The sequence below is a fragment of the Streptomyces atroolivaceus genome, assembly GCF_000717025.1.
Taxonomy (GTDB): Bacteria; Actinomycetota; Actinomycetes; order Streptomycetales; family Streptomycetaceae; genus Streptomyces; species Streptomyces atroolivaceus.
Genome location: NZ_JNXG01000002.1, coordinates 12,178 through 36,673, shown reverse-complemented (window position 1 = coordinate 36,673; position 24,496 = coordinate 12,178). Strand labels below are relative to the sequence as shown.

27 protein-coding genes are annotated in these 24,496 nt (G+C 69.2%); 14 read left to right on the top strand and 13 right to left on the bottom strand.

The window, feature by feature from the left end; genetic code table 11:
• Positions 1-11 precede the first annotated feature (11 nt).
• Entirely contained in the window at positions 12-788 is a 777-nt protein-coding gene (pstB, locus tag OO67_RS03280) for a phosphate ABC transporter ATP-binding protein PstB (protein ID WP_033297062.1), read from the top strand.
• Positions 789-906: 118 nt separating this feature from the next.
• Here pstB and OO67_RS03275 read toward each other — a convergent pair whose 3' ends face one another.
• Both OO67_RS03275 and OO67_RS03270 read right to left on the bottom strand, forming a co-directional pair.
• A complete protein-coding gene (locus OO67_RS03275) occupies positions 907-1,905 on the bottom strand; it encodes an inorganic phosphate transporter (RefSeq protein ID WP_033297061.1) in 999 nt (332 codons plus the stop codon).
• A gap of 5 nt (positions 1,906-1,910) precedes the next feature.
• Positions 1,911-2,531: a DUF47 domain-containing protein gene (locus tag OO67_RS03270; RefSeq protein ID WP_033297060.1), complete on the bottom strand. Its 621-nt coding sequence runs from the start codon at positions 2,529-2,531 to the stop codon at positions 1,911-1,913.
• A 221-nt stretch (positions 2,532-2,752) separates the two neighbouring features.
• On the opposite strand from OO67_RS03270, the gene OO67_RS03265 reads away from it, so the two are divergent.
• The gene (locus tag OO67_RS03265) at positions 2,753-3,100 is read left to right on the top strand and encodes a metal-sensitive transcriptional regulator (protein WP_033297059.1); all 348 of its coding nucleotides are present in this window, start codon (positions 2,753-2,755) and stop codon (positions 3,098-3,100) included.
• Between the two features lie 21 nt (positions 3,101-3,121).
• On the opposite strand, the gene OO67_RS03260 is transcribed toward OO67_RS03265, so the two are convergent.
• Positions 3,122-3,331 (bottom strand): hypothetical protein, encoded by a 210-nt coding sequence (locus OO67_RS03260; protein ID WP_208860952.1) that lies wholly within the window; start codon positions 3,329-3,331, stop codon positions 3,122-3,124.
• 99 nt (positions 3,332-3,430) lie between these two features.
• Positions 3,431-4,312: an SCO4651 family lipoprotein gene (locus tag OO67_RS03255; protein WP_051709105.1), complete on the bottom strand. Its 882-nt coding sequence runs from the start codon at positions 4,310-4,312 to the stop codon at positions 3,431-3,433.
• Positions 4,313-4,465: 153 nt separating this feature from the next.
• Between OO67_RS03255 and OO67_RS36200 the strand changes: the two genes are divergently transcribed.
• On the top strand, positions 4,466-4,681 hold the full coding sequence (locus OO67_RS36200) for a hypothetical protein (protein ID WP_078597613.1): 216 nt from the start codon (positions 4,466-4,468) through the stop codon (positions 4,679-4,681).
• A gap of 240 nt (positions 4,682-4,921) precedes the next feature.
• Here the strand turns inward: OO67_RS36200 and OO67_RS03250 are convergent, their stop codons facing one another.
• The 5 genes from OO67_RS03250 to OO67_RS03230 form a co-directional block, all read right to left on the bottom strand.
• Positions 4,922-5,653 (bottom strand): phosphatase PAP2 family protein, encoded by a 732-nt coding sequence (locus OO67_RS03250; RefSeq protein WP_033297056.1) that lies wholly within the window; start codon positions 5,651-5,653, stop codon positions 4,922-4,924.
• Between the two features lie 300 nt (positions 5,654-5,953).
• Positions 5,954-6,943, bottom strand: a complete 990-nt coding sequence (locus tag OO67_RS03245; protein WP_033297055.1) for a C40 family peptidase — start codon at positions 6,941-6,943, stop codon at positions 5,954-5,956.
• A gap of 115 nt (positions 6,944-7,058) precedes the next feature.
• A complete protein-coding gene (locus OO67_RS03240) occupies positions 7,059-7,514 on the bottom strand; it encodes a hypothetical protein (RefSeq protein ID WP_033297054.1) in 456 nt (151 codons plus the stop codon).
• A gap of 101 nt (positions 7,515-7,615) precedes the next feature.
• The gene (locus tag OO67_RS03235; RefSeq protein ID WP_106972700.1) at positions 7,616-9,409 is read right to left on the bottom strand and encodes an alpha/beta hydrolase; all 1,794 of its coding nucleotides are present in this window, start codon (positions 9,407-9,409) and stop codon (positions 7,616-7,618) included.
• Complete coding sequence (locus OO67_RS03230) at positions 9,406-9,783, bottom strand: hypothetical protein (RefSeq protein ID WP_051709223.1); 378 nt, start codon at positions 9,781-9,783, stop codon at positions 9,406-9,408. The genes OO67_RS03235 and OO67_RS03230 overlap by 4 nt, the downstream gene beginning before the upstream one ends.
• Positions 9,784-9,988: 205 nt before the next feature.
• Between OO67_RS03230 and OO67_RS03225 the strand changes: the two genes are divergently transcribed.
• Positions 9,989-10,624, top strand: coding sequence for a histidine phosphatase family protein (locus tag OO67_RS03225; RefSeq protein ID WP_033297051.1), 636 nt, complete (start codon positions 9,989-9,991; stop codon positions 10,622-10,624).
• A gap of 86 nt (positions 10,625-10,710) precedes the next feature.
• The gene (locus OO67_RS03220; protein WP_078597726.1) at positions 10,711-12,288 is read left to right on the top strand and encodes an adenosine deaminase family protein; all 1,578 of its coding nucleotides are present in this window, start codon (positions 10,711-10,713) and stop codon (positions 12,286-12,288) included.
• A 2-nt stretch (positions 12,289-12,290) separates the two neighbouring features.
• On the opposite strand, the gene OO67_RS03215 is transcribed toward OO67_RS03220, so the two are convergent.
• Complete coding sequence (locus OO67_RS03215; RefSeq protein WP_033297049.1) at positions 12,291-12,746, bottom strand: ATP-binding protein; 456 nt, start codon at positions 12,744-12,746, stop codon at positions 12,291-12,293.
• 203 nt (positions 12,747-12,949) lie between these two features.
• Between OO67_RS03215 and OO67_RS03210 the strand changes: the two genes are divergently transcribed.
• The 4 genes from OO67_RS03210 (at position 12,950) to OO67_RS03195 (ending at position 15,306) form a co-directional block, all read left to right on the top strand.
• Positions 12,950-13,795 (top strand): helix-turn-helix domain-containing protein, encoded by an 846-nt coding sequence (locus tag OO67_RS03210; RefSeq protein ID WP_033297048.1) that lies wholly within the window; start codon positions 12,950-12,952, stop codon positions 13,793-13,795.
• 11 nt (positions 13,796-13,806) lie between these two features.
• Positions 13,807-13,995 carry a DUF397 domain-containing protein gene (locus OO67_RS03205; RefSeq protein ID WP_033297047.1) on the top strand — a complete coding sequence of 63 codons (189 nt, stop codon included), beginning with the start codon at positions 13,807-13,809 and terminating at the stop codon, positions 13,993-13,995.
• Positions 13,988-14,224 carry a DUF397 domain-containing protein gene (locus tag OO67_RS03200; protein ID WP_033297046.1) on the top strand — a complete coding sequence of 79 codons (237 nt, stop codon included), beginning with the start codon at positions 13,988-13,990 and terminating at the stop codon, positions 14,222-14,224. The genes OO67_RS03205 and OO67_RS03200 overlap by 8 nt, the downstream gene beginning before the upstream one ends.
• Before the next feature lie 731 nt (positions 14,225-14,955).
• On the top strand, positions 14,956-15,306 hold the full coding sequence (locus OO67_RS03195) for a helix-turn-helix domain-containing protein (protein ID WP_033297045.1): 351 nt from the start codon (positions 14,956-14,958) through the stop codon (positions 15,304-15,306).
• A gap of 204 nt (positions 15,307-15,510) precedes the next feature.
• Here OO67_RS03195 and OO67_RS03190 read toward each other — a convergent pair whose 3' ends face one another.
• From OO67_RS03190 to OO67_RS03180, 3 genes are all read right to left on the bottom strand, one after another.
• Positions 15,511-15,945 carry a hypothetical protein gene (locus tag OO67_RS03190; protein ID WP_033298633.1) on the bottom strand — a complete coding sequence of 145 codons (435 nt, stop codon included), beginning with the start codon at positions 15,943-15,945 and terminating at the stop codon, positions 15,511-15,513.
• A gap of 123 nt (positions 15,946-16,068) precedes the next feature.
• Positions 16,069-16,428, bottom strand: coding sequence for a hypothetical protein (locus OO67_RS03185; protein ID WP_033297044.1), 360 nt, complete (start codon positions 16,426-16,428; stop codon positions 16,069-16,071).
• A gap of 104 nt (positions 16,429-16,532) precedes the next feature.
• On the bottom strand, positions 16,533-18,806 hold the full coding sequence (locus tag OO67_RS03180) for an ATP-binding cassette domain-containing protein (RefSeq protein WP_051709103.1): 2,274 nt from the start codon (positions 18,804-18,806) through the stop codon (positions 16,533-16,535).
• A 119-nt stretch (positions 18,807-18,925) separates the two neighbouring features.
• Here OO67_RS03180 and OO67_RS03175 point away from each other — a divergent pair, with 119 nt between their 5' ends.
• From OO67_RS03175 to OO67_RS03155, 5 genes are all read left to right on the top strand, one after another.
• The gene (locus OO67_RS03175) at positions 18,926-21,523 is read left to right on the top strand and encodes a polysaccharide lyase family 8 super-sandwich domain-containing protein (RefSeq protein WP_033298629.1); all 2,598 of its coding nucleotides are present in this window, start codon (positions 18,926-18,928) and stop codon (positions 21,521-21,523) included.
• 67 nt (positions 21,524-21,590) lie between these two features.
• Positions 21,591-22,295: a helix-turn-helix transcriptional regulator gene (locus OO67_RS03170; RefSeq protein ID WP_051709101.1), complete on the top strand. Its 705-nt coding sequence runs from the start codon at positions 21,591-21,593 to the stop codon at positions 22,293-22,295.
• 49 nt (positions 22,296-22,344) lie between these two features.
• On the top strand, positions 22,345-22,842 hold the full coding sequence (locus tag OO67_RS03165) for a DUF3291 domain-containing protein (RefSeq protein ID WP_078597724.1): 498 nt from the start codon (positions 22,345-22,347) through the stop codon (positions 22,840-22,842).
• On the top strand, positions 22,839-23,072 hold the full coding sequence (locus OO67_RS03160) for a hypothetical protein (protein ID WP_033297043.1): 234 nt from the start codon (positions 22,839-22,841) through the stop codon (positions 23,070-23,072). The genes OO67_RS03165 and OO67_RS03160 overlap by 4 nt, the downstream gene beginning before the upstream one ends.
• Positions 23,073-23,081: 9 nt before the next feature.
• Positions 23,082-23,984, top strand: coding sequence for an oxidoreductase (locus tag OO67_RS03155; RefSeq protein WP_208860951.1), 903 nt, complete (start codon positions 23,082-23,084; stop codon positions 23,982-23,984).
• Positions 23,985-24,496 lie beyond the last annotated feature (512 nt).

The following is a 24,496-nucleotide window of genomic DNA, read 5'->3' as shown; positions in this document are numbered from 1 at the left end:
AGTTGATTCACATGGCCAAGCGCATCGACATCGGCGGCCTCAACGCCTACTACGGCTCCCACAAGGCCATCGAGGACATCTCGATGACCGTGGAACCCCGCTCCGTGACCGCCTTCATCGGCCCGTCCGGCTGCGGTAAGTCCACCTTCCTGCGCACCCTGAACCGCATGCACGAGGTCACCCCCGGTGGCCGCGTCGAGGGCAAGGTGCTGCTGGACGACGAGGACCTCTACGGTCCCGGCGTCGACCCCGTCACCGTGCGCCGCACGGTCGGCATGGTCTTCCAGCGCCCGAACCCCTTCCCGACCATGTCGATCTTCGACAACGTCGCGGCGGGCCTGCGGCTGAACGGCTCGTACCGCAAGAACGAACTGTCGGACATCGTCGAGAAGTCCCTCAAGGGCGCCAACCTCTGGAACGAGGTCAAGGACCGCCTCAACAAGCCGGGCTCCGGCCTCTCCGGCGGTCAGCAGCAGCGCCTGTGCATCGCCCGCGCGATCGCGGTCGAGCCGGACGTGCTGCTGATGGACGAGCCGTGCTCGGCGCTCGACCCGATCTCGACCCTCGCCATCGAGGACCTGATCGGCGAGCTGAAGGAGCGCTTCACGATCGTCATCGTGACGCACAACATGCAGCAGGCGGCGCGCGTCTCGGACCGTACGGCCTTCTTCAACCTCTCGGCGGTGGGCAAGCCGGGCCGGCTGATCGAGATCGACGACACGGAGCGGATCTTCTCCAACCCGTCCGTGCAGGCGACCGAGGACTACATCTCGGGCCGCTTCGGATAACCACAGACGGCCTTGGGGTGCTGCATGGCGGTGCCACCACAAGGCAAAGGGTCCGCCCCCGCTCTCCGGTGGAGAGCAGGGGCGGACCCATTCCCGCTGTCAGGCGGTGCGGATGGTGTCACCCGAAGAGCAGGACGACGATCCCGTAGCTCAGCGCGGCCATCAGGGCCGCGGCCGGCATCGTGATGAACCAGCCCAGGATGATGTTCTTGGCCACCCCCCAGCGCACGGCGTTCACCCGCTTCGTGGCGCCGACGCCCATGATCGCCGAGGTGATCACATGAGTCGTGGAGATCGGTGCGTGGAAGAGGAACGCCGAGCCGAACATGATCGAGGCGCCGGTCGTCTCGGCGGCGAAACCCTGCGGCGGGTCCAGCTCGATGATCTTGCGGCCGAGCGTCCGCATGATGCGCCAGCCACCGGCGTACGTGCCGAGGGACAGCATCGTCGCGCAGGCGATCTTCACCCAGATCGGGATCTCGTCGTTCGGGCCCTCGACATCGGCGATGACCAGAGCCATCACCACGATGCCCATCGTCTTCTGGGCGTCCTGCAGACCGTGACCGAGCGCCATGCCCGCGGCGGAGACCGTCTGCGCGATACGGAATCCACGCTTGGCCTTGTGCGGGTTGGCCCTCCTGAATATCCACATGATGGCGACCATCACCAGATAGCCGGCCACCAGACCTATGACCGGCGACAGGAACATCGGAATGACGATCTTGGAGAGAACGCCGTCCCAGTGCACCATCGTCCCGCCGGCCAGCGCCGCGCCGACCATGCCGCCGAACAGGGCGTGCGAGGACGACGACGGCAGGCCGTAGTACCAGGTGACCAGGTTCCAGATGATCGCGCCGACCAGCGCCGCGAAGAGGATGCCCATCCCCTTCTGGCCTTCGGGCGTGGCGATCAGGCCTTCACTGACGGTCTTGGCGACCCCCTGGCCCAGGAAGGCGCCCGCGAGGTTCATCACAGCGGCCATCGCCAGAGCCGCACGCGGGGTCAGCGCCCGGGTGGAGACCGAGGTGGCGATGGCGTTCGCCGAGTCGTGGAAGCCGTTCGTATACGTGAAGCCGAGCGCGACACCGATGGTCACGATCAGCGCAAAGGTGTCCACGAGGTTCAGGACTCCTTGACCGCGATGGTCTCCACGGTGTTGGCGACGTGCTCGAACGCGTCAGCCGCCTCTTCCAGCACATCCACGATCTGCTTGAGCTTCAGCACGTCCATGGCGTCGTACTTGCCGTTGAAGAGCTGGGCCAGCAGCTTGCGGTGGATCTGGTCGGCCTGGTTCTCCAGGCGGTTGACCTCGATCCAGTACTCGGTGAGGTTCTCCATGGTCCGCAGACTCGGCATGGCCTCGGCGGTCAGTTCCGCCGCCCTGGCCAGGACCTCGATCTGCTGCTCGACACCCTTCGGGAGCTCGTCGATCTGGTACAGCACGACCAGGTCGACGGCCTCCTCCATGAAGTCCATGATGTCGTCGAGCTGCGAGGCGAGGTTGTAGATGTCCTCGCGGTCGAACGGCGTGATGAAGGAGGAGTTCAGCTGGTGGAAGATCGCGTGGGTGGCATCGTCCCCCGCGTGCTCCGCTGCCCGCATACGCTCCGCGATCTCGACTCGGGAGGCAGAATCCGCCCCGAGCAGTTCCATCAGGAGTTTCGAGCCCGTGACGATGTTGTCCGCGGATGCGGAAAACATGTCGTAGAAGCTCGTCTCCCTGGGGGTCAGACGAAAGCGCACGTGGGGTCCTCGGGGTGCTTTGGATTCGGTCAGGCTGATGCTAGGCGCATCATCCGGCCACGGCTAACCGGCGTTCTTCAGTGTCGCGCATCAGGCACAGTGATCAGCACGGCCCCCCGGTCACGTTTCGGCTGGATTCGTTACGATATACCCGGCAGGGGTATACAGACGGCACAGAACGGTGCGATCACCGCAGGCCAAGAGGACAACGGGAGGACCCCATGACCACCACCGAGACCACCGACGCAGCCGGTACGGCAGCGGTCGTCACCGACCACGACCGCGGTATCCACGGTTACCACCACCAGAAGGACGAGCACCTCAAGCGGCTGCGCCGCATCGAGGGCCAGATCCGCGGCCTCCAGCGGATGGTGGACGAGGACGTCTACTGCATCGACATACTCACCCAGGTCTCAGCCTCCACGAAGGCCCTGCAGTCCTTCGCGCTCCAACTGCTGGAGGAGCATTTGCGCCACTGCGTCGCGGATGCCGCCCTCAAGGGCGGTGAGGAGATCGACGCGAAGGTCGAGGAGGCCACGAAGGCGATCGCCCGCCTCCTGCGGACATGAGAGCGCCCGGGAAGCGGAGAGTCATCCCCGGTGACGGCACTGCCGGGGAATCGTCGGCGCCGGCTCGGCAGCGTGCACCCCGACGTTGAGCACCTCGTCGATACGGTCGGGGCTGAGCCGTTCCTCACATGCGTCCGCAGCCGCGATCATGAGCTCGCCACAGAGTTCGATCTCGGCGAGGGCCACACAGTCCTGAGCGTTCGGAGCGCTGAGCGTCACCACCTGCGTCACCTTTCTCTGCTGTCGCCGACTCCTGGCGCACCGACTCCCTAGCGTAGGGATCGCGGTGGGCGCCGCGCATGGCACGGACGGACCATTTCGGCCCCCTCCCTACGGCGTTTCCGGGCCATCCCCGCCCTGCTGGACCCGGCCGGTGTAGAGGTCGGTCTCGGGCGGCAGCTCCACGGAGACCGGCACCCCGAAGCCGTACAGCAGCATCGTCGACACCACCGCCACCGCCGGCCCCTCGGTCGCGAACGTGAAGCGGTGGCGGACCTTCCGCAGCAGCCCCTCGTCGTCCAGATAGACGTCGAAGGGGACCGCGTCCGTGCTGAACCCCTCCGCCGCGGCGGCCAGCGCCCCGCGCGAGGACGGCGAGGCCGCCCGCGCCGCCCGCCCGATGTCCGCGGTCCCCCGGTAGTGCCGGACGGCCACCCCCGCCAGCTCCGTCCGTCCGACATACGTCACGTCGTCCGCTCCGCGCAGCAGCTCGGCGGAGGCGGTGGGATCCGTCACACCGCCCGTGACCAGATTGCCGTCCTCGAGTGCCGTCGTGTCGATACGCACCCATTTGCCGTCGGGAACCCCCGCACCACGGTTCTTCATGTAGAGCGCCCCGGGTGCCAGCAGTTCCGTGATGGGCCGGTGCTCGTCCGCCCCGGCGGCGTCCTTCGGCAGGACGACCTTGATCCGGCCCAGCTGCCTGCGGAAGTCGTACGCTCCCTGGCCCCTGATCGTCACCCGGGTCCCGCCGGCCGCGGTCTCCATCGACGTACGCGTCTCGGCGCTGCCCGCACCGGCCAGCTCCTCGGCCGCCCGCCGGACCACGGCCGCCGGAGCGCCGGCCGGGCCGTCGCGGGCGACGGCGCGCTCACCGGCAGCGCCTTCGCCGCTCGCACCGGAGCACCCGCTGCCCATCGCCATCACGCCTGCGACCGCCAGGGCGCACACAGCCAGCGCCCCGCCTCCGCATCTGTGCTGTCGCACCACCATCGCCTGCCAACCCCCAACGACGTACACCTGACCGAGTTCCCGCCCGTCTCGCCTAACGACGGCCGGGGCACCCCGTCACGCCACCCGGGCCCTTCCGGCAGCCGATCGGCCCACTCCCTGACTGCCGCAGGACGCCCCCGGTACCGTGGACGCGTGTATCAGGACCCCTCGGACTCCCCCGTCCACAGCCCCACGCCTACGCACACCACCACGACCGTCGAACGGGGCTCGTTCTGCCTCGCCCGCTGCGCCTGCGGCTGGTCAGGCCCTGCCCGGCGCTCCCGCGACCGGGCCCGTACCGACGCGGAGGAGCACCGCTCGTCGCACGCGTCCGGCTCGTCGCGCTCGCACCAGGAGAAACCCCGCTAGAGCGCTGCCCGCAGCCGCCGCTCGAGGACGGCGAGGGCCTCTGTCGCCACCCGGGCTAACGGGGGCACCCGGGGCTCCCGGACCTCCCGAGCCTGCCGTGTCTCCCGGGCCTGCCGTGTCTCCCTTACCGGACACACGGGGGCCGGTGCAGGTACGGGGGCCGGTGCGGACACGGGGGCCTGTGGGGCACGCAGAAGGGGTGCCCCCGGCGGGACACCCCTCACGCTCGAACCGCTCCGCCTACGCGGCGAGGTCCCTCTCACCGGCCCCGTCACCACGGCCGGACCCCGGGCTCGGCTCAGGAATCCCGCGCGCCTCACCCCGCCCGTCCGCCGTGGCGACCGCTCCGCCCGAGCGGACGAGGCGGCCGACCTTTCCGGCGCGGGCCACGGCCCCCACCACGGGCGTCAGCAGCATCATCGCGAGCGGGGCGAGCAGCAACGCCACCGCCGTACCGAGAGCCAGGCCACCGATCACGTCGGTGGGGTAGTGCACGCCCATGTAGACGCGGCAGAAGCCCTCCAGCAGCGCCAGCCCGATCGCCACCAGGCCGAACTTCCTGTTGGCCACGAAGAGCCCCACCGCGATCGCCATCGCCATCGTCGCGTGGTCACTCACGAAGGAGAAGTCGGTCTTGCCCTTGACCAGGACTTCGAGCCCCTTGTGGTCGAAGAACGGCCGGGGCCTCTCCACGAAGCCGCGGATCGGGATGTTGATGAGCAACGCGATCCCGGCGGCCAGAGGCGCCCACACGAGCCCGGCAACCGCCGTCACCGAGTCTTCGGTCGTCCCGCGTCGGCGCACGCTCCACCAGCACCACAGGACCACCAGGACCATGGCGAACATGATCCCGAATTCACCGACGAACTCCATGACCCGGTCGAACCAGGTCGGAGCGGCCTTCGCCAGCCCATTGATGTCGTAGAGCAGGCCGACATCGGGGTTCGACCCATCGAGTGCGAGTCCAGCCATCTGCCGCGGCCCCTTGCCTTGTCTGCTGCTGCGACGCACAACGGCGTGCGTCGCCTTGGTCTGACCCCCGTGGTCGGTGCGGATTCAGTGCCGCGCCACGCCATGATGCCGTCGCGCCCGACTGGTCCGGGCAGTCACGCATGGTCATGTGCGCATCTGTCCCAGTCCAGGGAACGGCCTGTCAGCTGCGTACGTTCCGTTCTCCACCGAATGATCACCATGACGTTATCGAAGAGTGACTCATCGTCGCAGCTCAGGGCCCGGGCTTCACGGAGAGTTCCGGCCATGGCCGACTGCCCGTCAGCTTTCCGGGAGCGCGGTCGGGAGGGCCGCAGCGCCGTCCTTGGTGACCCTTGTCGCACCGAAGTAGTCCGGGGTGTCGATCTTGTCGAACCGGATCACCGCACCGGTGTACGGCGCGTTGATCATGTAGCCGCCGCCGACGTAGAGGCCCACGTGCCGGATCGCCCGCGAGTTGTTCAGATCGTCCGAAAAGAACACCAGGTCACCGGGAAGGAGCTCGTCCCTGGAAGGGTGCGGCCCGGCGTTGTACTGATCGTTGGCCACCCGGGGCAGCTCGATGTCCACCGTCCGGTACGCGGCCTGAGTCAGCCCGGAACAGTCGAACCGGCCCCCCTGGTCGGCCGTGCCGTTCCCGCCCCAGAGGTAGGGGGTGCCGAGCTTCTCCTGCGCGAAGTAGATCGCCCCGGCCGCCTGCTGCGAGGGCTGCACCCGGCCGACCGGCTTGGCGAAGCTCTTCTCCAGGGACCGGATGATCTTGACGTAATTCTGCGTCTCGCTGATCCTGGGCACCCCGCCCGACTGGATCACCCGGTAGGCGCCCGCGTTGTACGCGGCGAGCATGTTGTCGGTCGGGTCACCCGGCACCTTCCGGACGTACCCGGCGAGCTCGCAGTCGTACGACGCGGCGGACGGGATCGCGTCGGCCGGATCCCATACGTCCCGGTCCCCGTCCTTGTCCCCGTCGATGCCGTGCGAGGCCCAGGTCCCGGGAATGAACTGCGCGATGCCCTGTGCTGCGGCATGACTCTGGGCGCGCGGATTCCAGCCACTCTCCTGGTACAACTGCGCCGCCAAGAGAGCGGGGTTGATGGCCGGGCAGAGGTTGCCCCACTTCTCCACGAGCGGCTGGTACCGCGCGGGCACCGCCCCCTTGGCCAACCCGACGGCCCCGCCCGCCCCGGCGATCCCGGCGGCGGCGGAGTACGTACCGACGACGAGCAGGGCGATGAAGCACAGGCCCAGCCCGATCCCACCGCCGACGAACACCCAGTATTTCCGCACCCCCCAACCATCCCCCATTCGGGCGTGGTTCACGACGCGATTCGCTGGTGTGTACGGACGGATGGGTGCATGAGGGGGCGTCAGGGGCGGCTACGGGGGGTCAGGGGGCGCCGGCGGACCAGAAGGGGGAGCGGATGTTGGGGCGGGGGATGTGCTCCATGCCCTCGTAGGTGGGTGCGGTCGCCCGGGTGGTGGACTCGGCCACTTCGGACTCCGCTACGCAGGGGGTGTCGACCTCGAAGAACACTTGCCCTTCGCCTCCGACGATCAGGCTGACACCGAACCCGTCCTGCGTCTGCGCAAAGATTGCCGGGACGTCCGGGTCATTGTTGATGGACTTCATCCGGTACCCACTGCTGCGCCAGGCGCGCTCCACTACGCCCAGGAAGTTACCTCTGCGCTCCGCTGACACGATGGTCATGACGGCGCGCCTTCTGGTTACGTCGCAACTTCCGACGCTGGTGGTGTCGTGGGTCCACTTCACTTCCGGATGAATATCTCCTAGGAGACCATCAAGAATGTCGTCCGCTCGTTGTGCGGCCTGCTGCATGTTCATTTTAGGCTTCTCGCTCCCCCTCAGGGGGTCAAGGGCGTATGCGCAACCCGCGAGTAGTAGCGCAGCGGCCAAGCAAAAGATCGATGCAAAAGTTCTGCCATTCATCGATACTCCTGGGTGTTGATTTTATCCGAACGCCCTGCAGAGATGAGTGAGATGTTATGCGCTGACGCCGCGTCTCTCTTCGGGTCAAAATACTGCGAGTGCGCGGCGATAGAAGGCCCTGCACCTCCTACCAAGCCAGGGCCGTCGTCAACGCGGAAGCGTTTAGCGCCGAATGACTCGCTCGCCGGATCCCTGCCGAACCAGAGATCATCATCTCCTTGATCTGCAAGGTCGCCTGCGACATAGGCAAATGGACCGAACAGAGATCCTGCTACCCCGGCTGCCGCCTGCTGCTTCGACGGCAATATCGTCACCACGTCGTTCTCTGCCGCCCCGACGAACACATGCCCTTTCCCTACTCCAAGATCTTCGGCATGGTCGACACCCACCCCCGGGCTGCCGACTAAAACGATGTCATCAACTCCAGGAATGCCGCTACCCTGTTGCGTCGCCGCACCCACTGTGCGAGATCCGTAGGAGTGACCGATGGCCGTCAAGTGGAGGTCATCATTCTCGTTCGTCGCGGACAGCCCTGCCGTAAACTCGCTTAGGCGTCTACCACCCTCTACCGCTCGCCCGTCGCCAGCTACTGCCAAGCTACTGAGTCCGTCGATCGCCTGCGGCGCGTCGTACCCTAGCCAGGCAACTGCAGCACTCGAGGGATCGTGGTATCGGGCACCCTTAGCAGTGTCCAAAGCACGCTTGAGGTCGTTCTTCGCGAAATCCTCGTCCAACGAAGTATTCAGGCCGGGCACGTACGCCGCAACATTCTTCGCCGTATCCGGATTGCCGTACGAGACGATCGCTCGTCCATTCCCCTCGTCACTGACGCCCAGAAGGAACATCGGCGGCTCCCCCGGTTTGGCCGCCGCCCCCAACTGCCGGTCGATCTCCCTCAGCCCCGCCAGCTGCGTGACCGACTTCTCGTCGTCCCGCCCCTCCAGCTTGCCGATCAGCAGCTGCAGGTTGTCCCGGTTGGCCGCGTCGCGTACCAGCGCCGGGATTCCGTCCAGGTTCCCGATCTGGTCCGGGTACACCGCGAGGTACTCCTCGCGCTGCTCCTGCGTCAGCCCCGCCCACCAGTCGCGCCGCTCCGCAGGAGACGCATCGTGCGGGATGGCGTCCTTGAGGTACGCCCCCGCCGCATCACGGACCTCCGCCGCGTCGCCCGCCGCGTCCTTCCATGTGGAGTCCGGGACCTTCAGGCCCTCCTCCGCCCTCAGCCGGCGCAGGATCCCCGCATACCGCCAGTCGATCTCGGCCGCCGCCCGCACCGCCCCGGTCACCCGGTCCGCGATGTCCTGGGCCCTGGCCGCGTGGGGGTTCGGTGCGACCAGGCCGGAAGGCGGTAGCAGCCCAGGAGCCCCGCTCGACGACGCCGTCCCTCCCCACAGCGGTGCACCGTCGATGAGCCCTTCGCCCCCCGCCGGGTAGGTCACCGACCCGTCGGCGTGCACCGTGAACTTCAGCGCGGCCGCGTCGTCCAGCGCCTCCTTGAGCACCCGCTGTTGGGTCTTCACCTCGTGGGCCAGGGAGTTCAGCGTCGTACGGAGCAGCCCGCACTCGGTGTACACGTACTGGAAGTTCCGCCCCAGCTGCCGCAGCCGTGCGACCGCCGCCTGTGCCGCCTCGCCCTCCTGCGTGTCGCGGAGCCCGGTGAGCAACTGCTGCTCGATGCGGTCCCGCGCCGCGTCGGCCCGGTTGCTCGACCTGCCCCACCCGTCGGCCGCGCCCTCGAGCTCGGCGCATTTCAGATCCCGTAACTGCGCCCAGGTCAGCGTCGGAGTCACCGCTCGTCGCCCTTGCACGGGGCCACCGCGGCAAGGGACGACCTGGCGGCCTCGTCCGTGGCGCCCTGGATACGCGCGACCTCCCGCAGCTTGCCCGCCAGGCTGCCGCACTCCCCCTGCGCGGCCTGGATCCGCCGCTCCCAGGACTCCCTTACGGCCGCCAGCTCCGCGAGCGCCGTCAGCCGGCCCGCCCCCGCCCGCAGTCCCCCGTGCGCCGATGCCAAGTCATGCCGTACCGGCCCCAGATGAGTCACCAGCTCCTCCGCACCCCCGGCGGCCCGGAGCCAGGGCCCGTCGCTGTGCTTCAGCCTCGGCCCGCAACCACCCCCGCCGGACGGTCCCGCCGGATCACTCGTTCCGTGCACCACGGTCATGCCGCTCACCCCGTTCCTCGGTCACGGAGCGGCACTGTGCCAAACGTGGCGTACCCGACACGCCGGGCATACCGGTGGCGTGAGTCGCACCCCGGTCCCCACAAGGAACCGCCCCCGCCGACATCACCCGAACGCGCGACCCGGAACCGACCCGGGGGCGCCACCCGTCCACCCCGACATCCACCGGACCAGCAGAAAGGCCACCATGACCACCGCGACCTCGGCGTCGACCCGCTTCCTCTACATCGCCCGGCACGGCGAGGCGTCACCGGACGAGACCGAGCTGACGGAGCGGGGTAGGCGCCAGGCCGCCCTGCTCGGCGAGCGGCTCCGGGGCGTACCGCTGTCCGCCGTCCACCACGGCCCACTCCCCCGCGCCACGCAGACCGCCCGGCTGGTCCATCAGCGGCTCGGGCGGGACATCCCGCTGCAGGTCTCGGAGGCGGCCGGGGACTACATCCCGTACGTCCCACGCCGGGCAGAGCTCCCGAACGAGTCGGCGGACCGGCCTCTCGCGTTCGTGGAGCAGTTCCCCGCGGACGAACGCAGCCGGGGCCCGGAGCTGGCAGACGCTGCGCAGGCACGGTTCACAGGGCCTGTGGACGGCGACGGGCCCCGCCATGAACTGGTCGTCACCCACGCCTTCCTGGCCGCCTGGCTGGTACGGGATGCCCTCGACGCGCCCGCCTGGCGCTGGATGGGCCTCAACCACGCCAACGCCGCACTGACCGTCATCCGTTACGCGCCCGGCAGGCCGGCGTCCCTGCTCATGGTCAACGACATGGGCCACCTCCCGGCGGACCTCCGCTGGACCGGCTTCCCGCCGGAGCTCCGTGCCTGAACCGGGCGGTTGGCTGTCCCTCGGACGGATGGTTTCCGAGGCCCCTCCCACGCGGTCCGGGGCGAGGCCGTCCGCTCTTCGTGATCATGCGAGGCGTGATCTCCGTACTCCACAACTCAGCACGCGTCCGACGGTTGTTGACCGCCGCTGGGCTCGCTGCGGCGGCTCTCGCCGCGTCCCTGCCCGCCGGACCATCCGCATCGGCGGCCACCACCGCGCCCGTACCGCAGCCCCGGACGGCCACTCCCGCCGAGGCCCGCACCGCCGCCTGGCTCAAGGCCCATCCGCAGCAGGCCACCCGCTTCTTCCGGGACCTGCCCAAGGGCGGTGACCTGCACAATCACCTGTCCGGCGCGGTACGCACCGAGTCCCTCATCCAACTCGCAGCCGACGACGGCCTCTGTGTCGACGCCACGATGACCGCCGTCGCGCCCCCGTGTGCCGCCGGCTCCCGGCCCGCCGCCGACGCTCTCACGGATGCCGGCTTCCGGCAGAAGATCGTCCGGGCGTGGTCGATGCAGGACTTTCCCGAGGGCGAATCGGGGCACGACCACTTCTTCGCCACGTTCGGGAAGTTCGGCGCCGCGACGGCACACCGTGGAAAGATGCTGGCCGACGTGGCAGGCACCGCGGCGACACAGAACCAGACATACCTGGAAACCATGGTCAGCCCCGCCGCTGCGGGCGCCAGGCAGCTGGCCGCCGACGTCGGCTGGGACGCGGACCTGGCTTCCATGCACCGCAAACTCCTCGCCGGTGGCAGGCTCGACCAGCTGGTGACGGCTGCGAAGCAGGAGGCCGACAGCGCCGACGCGGAGTTCCGCGAGACGGCGCACTGCGCGACCACCACCCCCGCCCCGGCGTGCCGGATCACGGTGCGCTGGGTTTCCCAGGTGTCCCGCAACAGCGCCCCGGAGCGCGTCTTCACCCAGATCGCCCTGGGCCTCCGCCTGGCCGAACGCGACCAGCGGTTCGTCGCCGTGAACCTGGTCCAGCCGGAGGACGGCGAGATCTCCCTGCGGGACTACCGCCTGCACATGCGGATGCTGAACCACCTGCACGGGGTCTACCCAGACGCCCACATCACCCTGCACGCCGGCGAGCTCGTCCCCGGCCTGGTGAAGCCCGAGGACCTCACCTTCCACATCGACGACGCCGTGCGCACCGGCCAGGCCGAACGCATCGGCCACGGCGTCGATCTCGTACAGGAGGACGACTGGCAGCGCCTGGCCCGCGACATGGCCCGCCGCCAGATCGCCGTCGAGGTGCCGCTCACCAGCAACGCACAGATCCTGCAGGTCGAGGGTGACGATCATCCGTTCCCCGTCTACCGGAAGTACGGAGTCCCGGTGGTGCTCTCCACCGACGACCCGGGGGTGTCGCGCGGCGACATCGGCCAGGAGTACCACCGGGCGGCCCGCGCCTACGGACTCGACTACCCCGCGCTGAAGGACCTGGCCCGGGCGTCCTTGGAGTACGCCTTCCTGCCGGGCCGCAGCCTGTGGCGTCCCGACCCCGTGCGCCAGGGCTTCCGCCCGGTCCAGGAGTGCGAGGCGCAGCAGTCGGTGCGCTGCGCCCGTCTGCTGGCGAACAGCCCGAAGGCCCGGCTGGAGTGGCGCCAGGAGCAGTCCTTCCGCGCCTTCGAGGCCCGTTACGCGGGCTGACCTCACCCGGTCCGATCAGGGGCGGCACGGGGCGTGCACTCCACCCACAGCACCTTCCCGCCCTGCCCCGGCAGGCCGCCCCTGATCGGGTAGGCGCCCCAGCTCTCCGCGCACTCCCGGACGATGCGCAGTCCACGCCCGCTCTCCGCCAGGGCGCACGGCTCGTCCCGGATCCCACCACCGAACGGATCCGGGATCACCGGATTGCTGTCCCACACCCCGACCCGCACCCGATTCCGCCCCGCCCCGCGCAACCGGAGCGAGTACGGCGCCGAGGAATGCCGGTACGCGTTGGTGACCAGCTCGCCGGCCAGCAGCTCGGCGGTCTCGATGAGATCCCTCATCCCGTGCACCTGCAGCACGGTCCGCAAGGTCGCCCGCGCGATCCCGGGCCCACGGGGATCCTGCGGAAGTTGGAGGGTGTACGCCCAAGGCGGCGTTACGGTGGCCAGAGCCATGGAAGTCTCCGTTCAAGGAGGAGAGTCGGGATATGCGTGTCGCATGGCCCGGTGACGAGGTCGCTCCGTCGAGCGGGGTGCTTCCGGGCGGGTGGCCTGGGTCCACGGTAGCCACCCACAGCTAACGCATTAACCGCAATTTGAGTAATGAGTGAACTACCACCCGTTCGGGTGACAAGGCGCGCAAAGGGGCGACAAGACCGGTGAGGACCAACCCGACGGGTCGTCAACTCCGCCTCGGAAATGAACTGCGCAAGCTCCGTGAACACGCCGGGCTCACCGCGACACAGGCCGGCCAACTCCTGGGCGTGAAGCAGAACCAGATCAGCAATATGGAGGCCGGTCGCGTAGGAGTGAGCCCGGCAAGGGTCCGCACGTTGGCCGACCACTACCGGTGTACCGAGTCGGCGGTCGTCGAGGCGCTCTGCGACATGACCGCCGACCGCACGCGCGGCTGGTGGGAGGAGTACCGAGAGGTCCTGCCCGCACCCCTCCTGGACCTCGCCGAAGTGGAGCATCACGCAGCGATGTTGCGCACGGCGGTCACCGTCCACATTCCCGGCCTTCTCCAGACCCCGGAGCATGCCCGCGAGATCTTCCGCCAGGACGCGCCGGAACTCTCACCGCCCGACATCGAGCACCGCATCTCGTTCCGCATCAAGCGGCAAGCCGTACTCTTCCGCGATCCGCCGACCCACCAGCACGTAGTCATTCACGAGGCCGCCCTGCGCATGCAGTTCGGAGGCGCGGAGGTGGCCCGCCGACAGCTGGGACACCTTGTGGAAATGAGCGAGCACTCCCATGTCGTGCTTCAGGTAATCCCGTTCTCGGCCGGAGCGTTCGCCGGCTCGGGGCAGTCGGTCTATTACATCCACGGCGCCGTACCGCAGCTCGACAGCGTCAACCTGGATCAGTCACACGGGCCCGTCTTCCTGGACGCGGACGCGCAACTGCAGAAGTACCGAGCGCTGTTGAACCGCATCGAGGCCATCGCGCTCACCCCCAGCCAGTCACGCGACTTCGTACACACCATCGCCCGGAATCTGTGAGGAGATTCAAGATGTCCGCACCCGCTTGGCAGAAGTCGTCCTACTGCGCTCAGGGCAACTCGTGCATACACGTCGCCGCCGACCAGCACTCCGTCGCCCTCACCGAGAGCAGCGACCCCAGCGGCGCGATACTCCGGACCAGCCCCACCGCCTGGGCCGCGCTCGTCCGTACCGTCAAAGAGACCCACGACCGTGCCTGATCACCCCACCGCCCTCACCTGGACCCGTGCCGCCCCCGACGACGCCGAGGGGCCGGGCCCCTGGATCGAGATCGCGTTCGGCCCCGGGGACCTCGTGCACCTCCGAGAGACCGGCGACCCGGACACGGTCGTGACCACCACCGCACAGAAGTGGGAGGCGTTCACCAAAGGCGTCGTGGCCGGCGAATTCGACCACTTCGCCGAGGCGGACCTGCACACCTCCGAGTAGTCCGGCCGGCCGAACAGGCAGGCCTGCACGGTCGGACCGATGCTGGAACAGGCGCGACGGCCGGGCCCTGAGCTGCAGCTCCCACGCGCAGCGGGCCGAGACTGCCCCTCATGATCGAGGCCGATTTCCTCTCTGGCTCGTGCTCGGAAATCTATTCCGACGGGAGTAGACATTGCCACAAGCAGTACCGCAGTACACAAAACGGTGCGGTGGTGGAGTCCCGAAGCCACAGCAGTCGCAGGACGGCAACGGAACTGACAACCGGACCGGGCAGCCCGCAGTCATCAGGGGCCGCCACAAGCAGTACCGCAGTACACAAAACGGTGCGGTGGTGGAGTCCCGAAGCCACAGCAGTCGCAGGACGGCAACGGAACTGACGACCGGACCGGGCAGCCCGCAGTCATCAGGGGCCGCCACAAGCAGTACCGCAGTACCAGCAGTACGCATGACCCGTAAGGCAAGCAGTTCATCACGAGGGAAGAACGGAGGAGTTGAGCGCCATCAGGATCGCCCGGGTGGATTCACCGAGCCCGGGTACCGCAGGACATCGATAGTGAGGTGGTCTCCGGTCGAGCAACCGCGATCCCCGCGCCCCCGACAGCAATAAGGTCGGGCCCGCGGAAAAAAGATGGCCGGCGCAGTACGAGGGCCGGCAGATGGTGTAGCAGTTCCTTCGGGGCCCTGGTGCCAATGGCACCAGGGCCCCTCCACGCGTTCCACAGAGAGGTGCGATGACCGCGGACGACTCGTTCGGCCGGCTCGATGACGACGACTACCCCGCCTACACCATGGGCCGGGCCGCCGAGATGCTAGGCACCACCCAGGGATTCCTCCGCGCGATCGGCGAAGCCCGCCTGATCACGCCGCTCCGCTCAGAGGGCGGACACCGCCGCTACTCCCGCTACCAACTGCGCATGGCCGCCCGAGCCCGGGAACTCGTCGATCAGGGCACCCCCATCGAGGCCGCCTGCCGCATCATCATCCTCGAGGACCAACTCGAGGAAGCCCAGCGCATCAACGCCGAGTACCGCCGCGCCGCAGACGCGGAGAACGCACCGCAGGCCTCCGCCCCGGGCGCCTGACGCCGACCGGCGGGCCGTACCGGCGGCGGCCCCCTCCGGACGAGGGGACCGCCAAGGCCCGGGGCCGTGGCCCGCGCCGCCGCCACGCGTGATTCCCCTGCGGTCACGACGCGCCAGGCCCAGCGCGGGCTACGGCAAGCGCGGCCACGTCGTCCGCCATCGCCACCGCGGCGTCGGCGACGGTCAGGTTCCGACCGCAGGCCCCTACGCGACCCAGCAGTAGACACCCTGGCCCTGGCTTCGGGCGCTGCGGACGAGAGCGGCCAGGTCACCGAGGATCACGGAGGCCATCTCCGTGTCGATGACCTCCCCGTCCTCCGCACGCTGTGACGACCACGTGAGAGCGGCATCCTTCAACTCGGACTGCTCAGCCTCGGCCAGTGCCGCGGACAGGCGAGGCGCGATCGCGAAGACGAGGCACCCGTCATCGCCCGCGTCGGCGACGGGACGAGGCTCACCGGCTTCGACGAGTTCCTCGAAGCTGTCCCCGGCAAGAAGGCACTGCCACTCGACCACAGCTTCCTCGGGATCGAAGGTGCCGAAGGAGAGCGACTCGAAGACGCGCTGCGGCCCGGTCCGGAGAACCAGAGCCGCTGACGCGTCATCCGGAGCGGCGAAGAACTCGACGATGATGCTCACCCTGGCGTCATGCCGGACCGCCCACGACCGTGACCGGCCGGCCGGCTCGTGGAGAGGGAGCCGCGCCACCCGCCGGGTACCGCACATCCGGCGGCACCGACGGGTTGCTGAGGGCGAGCCAGGTCAGTGATCGGAGTAGCTGAAGTCGCCCATGGTCCAGGCGCTGACGTCGTCGATGGCCACGCGGTACATCCCGCCGGTCTCGGGGATTCCCACCGTGCCCTGCAGAATCCGCGCCACGTGGAAGTGCAGATGTGTGGGCGGCTTCTCCTCGCGCATCGTGGCAGTGAAGACGGCGGAGAAATCACTCAGGCGGGCCGAGTCCGCCAGGACCTCCGACACCCGCTGCCGCCAGACCGCTTCAGGAGCCAGCCGGCCGGTGATGACAGCGCCACCGGCGACCACGGTCAGAGACATCTGATTGCTGTGCCCGGACTCCACCAGCGTGGCGACGTCAACGAGCAGTTCGTCAGGCTTCGACATGAGAGACGATTCTAGTCAACGTCGGCCCGGCGAGTTGAAGCAGTGGTGCTGTACGTGAGACGCAGGCCTCCACGACGCGGACGAGGACGGCACGGACCGCCCCGTCAGCCCCCGACGTACTCCCGGAGATGGCGCGCCGTGAGGGTGCCTCCGTCGGCGACCAGCTCCGCGGGCGTCCCCTCGAAGACCACGCGGCCGCCGTCGTGCCCCGCTCCTGGGCCGAGGTCGACGATCCAGTCCGCGTGAGCCATCACCGCCTGGTGGTGCTCGATGACGATCACCGTGTTGCCCGCGTCCACCAGCCGGTCGAGCAGTGCGAGCAGCTGGTCCACGTCGGCCATGTGCAGACCGGTGGTCGGCTCGTCGAGGACGTACGTCGCGGCCTTCTCGGCCATGTGGATGGCGAGCTTGAGGCGCTGGCGCTCGCCACCGGACAGGGTGTTCAGCGGCTGACCGAGCCGGAGATAGCCGAGCCCGACATCGCGCAGCCGGCCGAGAATGGCGTGAGCCTGGCCGGAGGTGAAGAAGTCGCAGGCCTCCCCCACCGACATCCCGAGCACCTCGCTGATGTTCTTGCCGTGCAGGGTGTAGGTGAGCACCTCGGGCGTGAACCGCTTCCCCTGGCACTCCTCGCACACCGAGGCGACCCCGGCCATCATGGCGAGGTCGGTGTAGACGAGCCCGAGGCCGCTGCACTTGGGGCAGGCACCCTCCGAGTTGGCGCTGAAGAGAGCCGCCTTGACGCCGTTGGCCTTGGCGAAGGCCGTGCGTATCGGGTTGAGCAGACCGGTGTACGTCGCCGGGTTCGAGCGTCGCGAGCCGCGGATGGGCGTCTGGTCCGCAACGACCACGCCCTGCCCCGCGGGCAGGCTGCCGTGGATCAGCGAACTCTTGCCCGACCCCGCGACACCGGTAACGACGGTGAGGACACCGAGCGGGATGTCGACGCTCACGTCCTGGAGGTTGTGCAGGTCGGCACCCTCGATGGACAGCTGCCCGGTCGGCTTCCGCACCTCGTCCCGCAGCCGCGCACGGTATTCGAGGTGGCGCCCGGTCAGGGTGCCGGAGGCGCGCAGCCCGGCGACGTCCCCGCTGAAGCAGATGCGCCCGCCCTCCGTCCCCGCGCCCGGCCCGAGGTCGACGACATGGTCCGCGATCGCGATCACCTCGGGCTTGTGCTCGACGACGAGCACGGTGTTCCCCTTGTCGCGCAGGCGCAGCAGCAGGTCGTTCATCCGCCGGATGTCGTGAGGGTGGAGCCCGATGGTCGGCTCGTCGAAGACATAGGTGACGTCCGTCAGGCTGGACCCGAGGTGCCGCACCATCTTCACCCGCTGCGCCTCGCCGCCCGAGAGCGTGCCGGCGGGCCGGTCCAGACTGAGGTAGCCGAGGCCGATCTCGACGAGTGAGTCCAGCAGGTCCCTCAGCCCGGCCAGCAGCGGCGCAACACCCGGGTCGTCGATGCGCCGCACGAACGCGGCGAGATCGCTGATCTGCATCGCGGAGCACTCCGCGATGTTCACCCCGTCGATCTTCGACGACAGAGCGGCGGCCGTCAGCCGGGTCCCCCCGCAGTCGGGACACCCGCGGAAGACCACGGCCCGGTCGACGAAGGCGCGGATGTGGGACTGCATGGCGTCGCGGTCCTTGCTGAGCATGGTCCGCTGAACCTTCTGGACGAGCCCTTCATAAGTGAGGTTGTTGCTGTCCACCTTCACCTTGGTCTGCGGCTTGTGGAGGAAGTCGGCCCACTCCTGCTCCGTGAAGTCCTTGAGCTTCTTGTCCGGGTCGTAGAAACCGGAGCGGGCCATGACCTGCCAGTACCAGGAGTCCACCGCGAAGTTGGGCACCGTGATGGCACCCTCGTTCATCGACTTCTCCCGGTCGACCAGCTGGTCGATGTCGATGTCGGAGATCTCGCCGACCCCCTCGCACCGCGGGCACATGCCTTCCGGCAGATTGAAGCTGAAGGCGCCCGACGTGCCGATGTGGGGCGTGCCCAGACGCGAGAAGACGATCCGCAGCATCGTGTACGCGTCGGTGGCGGTGCCGACGGTCGAGCGCGAGTTGGCTCCCATCCGCTCCTGGTCGACCACGATCGCGGCGCTCAGATTGTGCAGCGCGTCCACATCGGGCCGGCCCAGGCTCGGCATGAACGACTGGACGAAGGCGGTGTACGTCTCGTTGATCAGACGCTGGGACTCGGCTGCGATGGTGCCGAAGACGAGCGAGGACTTCCCCGACCCGGACACGCCGGTGAACACGGTCAGCCGGCGCTTGGGAATGTCCAGCGACACATCGGTGAGGTTGTTCTCGCGCGCACCACGGACCTGGATGACGTGGTGGCCGTCGGCAGGAGACGTCGCAGGAGTCGTCATGCGGTCGACCGTAGTCGAGGCCACTGACAACGCCCCGGCCGTTGACACCGGCGAGAGACCGTTGCTTGGCTGGGTGATACGGGAACAAGCGCTTACAGGCCGGACTTTGGAGCGTGCTGGTGGAGCTCTCTCGTCGTTCCGCACTGTCCGTGATCCCCGCCGCCACGCTCTGGGCGGTGTCCCAGGCGCTGCGGGCCGAGGCGGATCCCCGGCCCGGCCGGGCTGCCGCCCCGCGCTCCGGGAATTCGTCGGGCTCCCCGAACCGCTCGGGCCCCTCGGCCGAGGTCCGGGCCGCCCTCCTCCGCAATACCGTCGCGATCTTCGCCGGCACCGCCGCCTCCAACGCCCGCCCCGAGGCCGCCGCGAAACTGGCCTCCCTGCGGACGACGGCGCACGCCCGGCTCGCCGCGATGGACGGCGCCGGGCGGGACGAGCTCTTCAAGGGCCTCCCACTCGGCACGAGCGACCCCAACCTGAGCACGTCGTACCAGTACCTCTACGAGATCGCCCTGGCCACCTGCCTGCCCGGTGCCACCGCCTCCGACGGCACAGAGATCCGGCGCCGGGTCGTCGAGGGCCTGGTACGCCTCCACGACGACTGGTTCGGCGACCAGGCGAAGGGCTACTACGGCAACTGGTTCCACTGGGAGATCGGGATCCCGGCCCACGTGACGAAGACCCTCGTCCTGCTCAGGGACGAGGTGGCGGCGTACCGGCCGGAACTCACAGCGACGTACGTCGCCTCCATGGACGCGTACCTCCGTAACGGCAAGGACGGCGACGTCGACCTCGACTCACGCTTCCACACCGGCGCCAATCTCGCCGACATCACGACGAACCGGATCCTCCAGGGCGCCCTGCTCGGCGACGACGCCCGCATCAGCAAAGCCCTCGCCGACCAGCTGACCGTCTTCGCGACGATCGACCCGTACGCGCCGCGCCACGGGGTCACCGACGGCTTCTACGCCGACGGTTCCTTCGTCCAGCACGCCTCCGTCGCGTACACCGGCTCCTACGGCAAGGGACTTCTCACCCGGATCGTCCAGACCCTCAAGATCCTGGACGGCACCGGCTACATCCCTGACGACAGCCTGGCCGGCGTCGTCCAGGGGTGGATCACCGACGGCTTCGCCCCGTTGATCTTCGAGGGCTGGATGATGGAGATCGTCAAAGGGCGCGCGGTCTCACGGACCGGCACCGGGTACGCGGACGTCACCGCCGTCGTCGAGGCCGTCGTCGACCTGTCCGCGCACACGTCCGGCAGCGACGCCGAGGCCCTGGAGGGCTACGTCAAGTTCCTCCGGCAGACCTCGAAGGCGAGCCTCGACACCACGTCCTTCGTCTCCCCCGTCAGCATCGTCCGCCACGCCGACATCCTGGCCTCCCCCACGCCCGCCAAGGACCTCGGCCCCGCCGCCTCCCACTCGGCGTTCAACGCGATGGACCGGACCGTCCACCGCCGGCCCGGCTATGCCTTCGCCCTCGCCCGCAGCTCCGACCGGATCAGCAAGTACGAGTACATGAGCGGCGAGAACCTGATGCCCTGGTTCCAGGGTGACGGCGCCCACCACCTCTACCTCTCCGGTGCGGACCAGCGGCAGGCGTTCGGCATCGACTACCTCACCGCTGTCGAGCCCTACCGCCTCGCAGGCGTCACCGCTCCCGTCGAGACGCGGCGCACCGTCCCCGAGCTCTACGGCACCCTCTGGTACGACAACCCCGGGCGGGGCTTCACGTCGTCCTCCGAGTCGCAGAACACCTACGTCTACTTCCCTCGCGGCACCCACCGGTACTCCGGCGGCGCCCGCCTCGGCGCCTACGGCGTGGCCGGTCTCGTGCAGTCCGACGACGCCGCGTACGCCGCCCGGGAGGCAGGCACGCTCCCCGAGGACCTCGTCGCGTACCGGGCGGCCGGCGCCACCAGGTCGTGGTTCATGTTCGACGACGAGATCCTCGTGCTCTCGGCAGGTGTGACCGGCCTGTCGGGCCGCGCGGTGACCACGACGGTCGACAGCCGCATCGCCGCCCCCTCCGCTCCCGTCGTCATCACCGGGGGCCTCCGTGACGGAGCACCCTGGCAGAGGGCCGGATCCTCCCCGCCGGCCTGGCTGCGGTACGCCGACGAGGAGCAGAAGACCGCGGTCGGGTACGTCTTCCTGTCCGGCCCGCCCGTACTCGTCGCCCTCGACACGGTCACCCGCAGCAGGCGGCTCGTGCGTCTCGCCAACCCGGACACCGCAGTGACCAAACAGGTCTTCACACTGTCCTACGAACAGGCTGCCGGAGAGCGGCCGGCCTCCATGGCGCACGCACTCGTCCCGAACGCCTCCGCGCAACAGCTGGCGTCCTACGCCCACGGCCCGCTCTCCGTGCTGTCCAACACGGTCCGCCTGCAGGCCGCACAACACAGCCGGCTGGGCATCACCGCCGCCAATACGTTCACCCCTGGGACGCACCGCGCCGGACACCTCTCGATCGACGGTCCGGCGTCGGTCATGCTGTGGCGGACCAGGGGCGGCACGTACTCCATCGCGGTGTCCGACCCGACGACGACGCGGCGCTCCCTGTCGGTCACCCTCCACGGCCCGCCCCTGCGGCGCGTCTCGGCCGACCCCGGAGTCCGCGTCCGCCCTGTCCCCGGTGGCACCCGCCTCGACGTGACGACCCACCACGCCTACGGCCGAAGCTTCACCGCGACCCTGCGCGAGAGGTCCTGACGGAACCGTTCGGTCACCCGGCCGCCGCTCCCGAATCACCAACCGCCGTTGGTCATAGAATTGTGCCGTGAGCAGCAGTGAGGATTCCGCCATCGAGGCGTTGGTCGTGCTGGGTGATCCGGTGCGGCGTGGACTGTATCGGCACGTCACCGGCACACCGGGCGAGGTGGGCCGGGACGCCGCGGCCGAGGCGGCCGGGATCTCCCGTTCACTGGCCGCGTTCCACCTGGACAAACTGGTCGAGGCCGGGCTGCTCGAGGTGTGTTTCCGGCGGCTCTCGGGGCGCAGCGGGCCGGGAGCCGGGCGGCCTTCGAAGATGTACCGGCGGGCCGAGGGGGAGCACACGGTGTCCGTGCCGCCCCGCTCGTACGACGCGGTGAGCCGGCTGCTGGCCGAGGTGGTGGAGCGGGCCGGGCTCGACGGGGACCTGCAGGCGGCGGCAAGGGCGGCCGGCGAGTCCGAGGGCGGCGCCCCGGACGGCGAGGCGGACCCGGTCGAGATCCTGCGCGCACGTGGCTACGAGCCGTTCTGGGACGGCGACAGGCTGCGGCTGAACAACTGCCCGTTCCACGCGCTGGCAGATCAGTTCCCCGCCCTCGTCTGCGGGATGAACCTGGCCGGGATCGAGGGCCTGCTCGCAGGGCTGCCGGACGGTCAGGACTGGAGCGCGGCCATGGATCCGCTTCCGCGAGGGTGCTGCGTCTCCCTCGCGGTCGCCGAGGACGCCCAGGACGCCCAGGACGGCACCAAGGAAGTCACCAAGGAGGTCTAAAAACAGCATTCATTGACTTTAGAAGGTTCACCCGGGCATGCTTGGCCCCGTGAACGAATTCCACCTCGCCCAGGTCAACGTCGGGCGCATCCTCGCCCCGCTCGACAGTCCTCAGCTGGCCGGCTTCGTCGCCCAGCTCCCGGAGATCAACGCCCTCGCCGATCAGGCTCCCGGCTTCGTCTGGCGCATGGTCGACGGCGGCGGGGCCGACTCGACAGGGCTGCGCCCCCAGGACGACGACGACTTGTTCCTGATCAACTGCTCGGTCTGGGAATCGGTCGAAGCCCTCCAGGACTACACCTACCGAAGCGCACACCTCAAGGTGCTCGCGCGGCGCCGGGAATGGTTCGAGCGTCTCGCCGACTTCCACCACGCGATGTGGTGGATCCCCGCCGGACACCGCCCGAGCGTGGACGAGGCGATGGAACGCATCGCCCTGATCCGCAAGAACGGCGAGGGACCCGGGGCGTTCACCTTCCGGGCACCGCACCCGCCGCCCGCCCCCGTACCGCCAGACACCATGATCGGCAGCTCACCGGCCACGTGACCGGCGGATTCGCGGATCTCACCCGCAGCCCGCACCCGCCCTCCGGACCGCGAGGACCGCGTCCGCCCGGGAGCGCCGACGCCGCCCAGTGGCACCTCGACCACCTGTCCGCCTACCGGGACGCCCTGCCGTTGCCGCGCAGGGAGGCGGAGGCCGTCGACACCACCGGCATACCGGCGTCCCGCGTCGCGGAGGCCGTCATCAACCGCCTGGGGCAGCAGGACGGGTGAAAGAATCCGATGATGCCCTCATCATCGGAAACGATCAACGCATCGGCATCCGGCACCTGGAAGCTCGGCGACCTCACGGTCAACCGTCTCGGCTTCGGTTCCATGCGCCTCACCCAGAGCGGCGCGGCGTTCGCCGACGGAGCCCCCAGCGACCGGGACCGGGCCCTGCGCGTCCTGCGCAGGGCCGTCGAGCTGGGCGTGAACCACATCGACACCGCGGCCTTCTACTTCTCACCGCTGCGGTCCGCCAACGAGCTCATTAACAGCGCCCTCGCCCCGTACGCCGACGACCTGGTCATCACCACCAAGGTCGGCCCCGGCCGCGACCCCTCCGGCGCATGGGTCTGGGCCACTCCTGAGCAGCTGCGCGGCCAGGTGGAGGAGAACCTGCGCCAACTCGGCCGCGAGCACCTGGACGTGGTGAACCTGCGCCTCTCGACCAGTCAGGCCTCCGCATCCGTCGCCGATCACTTCGGCGCCCTTGCCGACCTCCGCGAAGCCGGGCTCATACGCCACCTCGGCATCTCCAACACCTCGCCGGAACAGCTCGCCGAGGCCCACGCCATCGCACCCGTGGTCTGCGTACAGAACGCGTACGGCATCGACTCCCCGGCCGGAGACCACGCCTTCCTGCGCGACTGCGGCGAGCAGGGCATCGCCTTCGTGCCGTTCTTCGCCATCGCCGGCGCCGGGCGCGAGGAGGGCTCGAACGGCGCCCAGAGCGAGGCGCTGCTGACCGTCGCCCGCAGCCACGGGGCCACACCCGCACAGGTGCGGCTGGCCTGGACGCTCCACCAGGGGCCTCACGTTCTGGCCATCCCCGGTACCGGCAATCCGGATCACCTCGCACAGAACGTGGCCGCCGGCGCCCTCCGGCTCAGCGCCGACGACCTGGCCCTCCTCACGCGGTGACCACGGGCACGCGGCGTTCCGGCCGTTCGGGCGGAAGCAGGAGTTCGGCAGCTGCTACGAGAACCCGGAGCGCCGGACCCGTCACGGCAGGACACCGGCCCGACCGGGCACGAGCCGGCCGACGCGTGGCGGCGGACCGCAGCCGGAAATGGAAGGACGAGCGGTCGTTCGAGGAGACGACCGGACACCCCGCCCACCGGTCCGCGCAAAAGGCGACTGCGGTTCGCGCCGAGGGTGAGCATGCGGCCCGCCTCGCCAAGTCCAGGGCACATCCGTTCGGCGGAACCTGGTGCGACTTCAAGCCACCGTCCCACCGACCGGCCCCACCCGGAGGCCCGACGCCCGTACACACAGCGCTCCGGCTTCCGAGGCCGCGCGCCCTTCCCGGCCCGGCACCTGACGACGCGTCGGCCTGAAGCCACCGGCGCGTACACGGCTCTCGAACAGCGCGTACGAATGCCTGACATCCCGTGAACGCACCAACCGGACCCGGAACCCATGGCCTCCGTCGT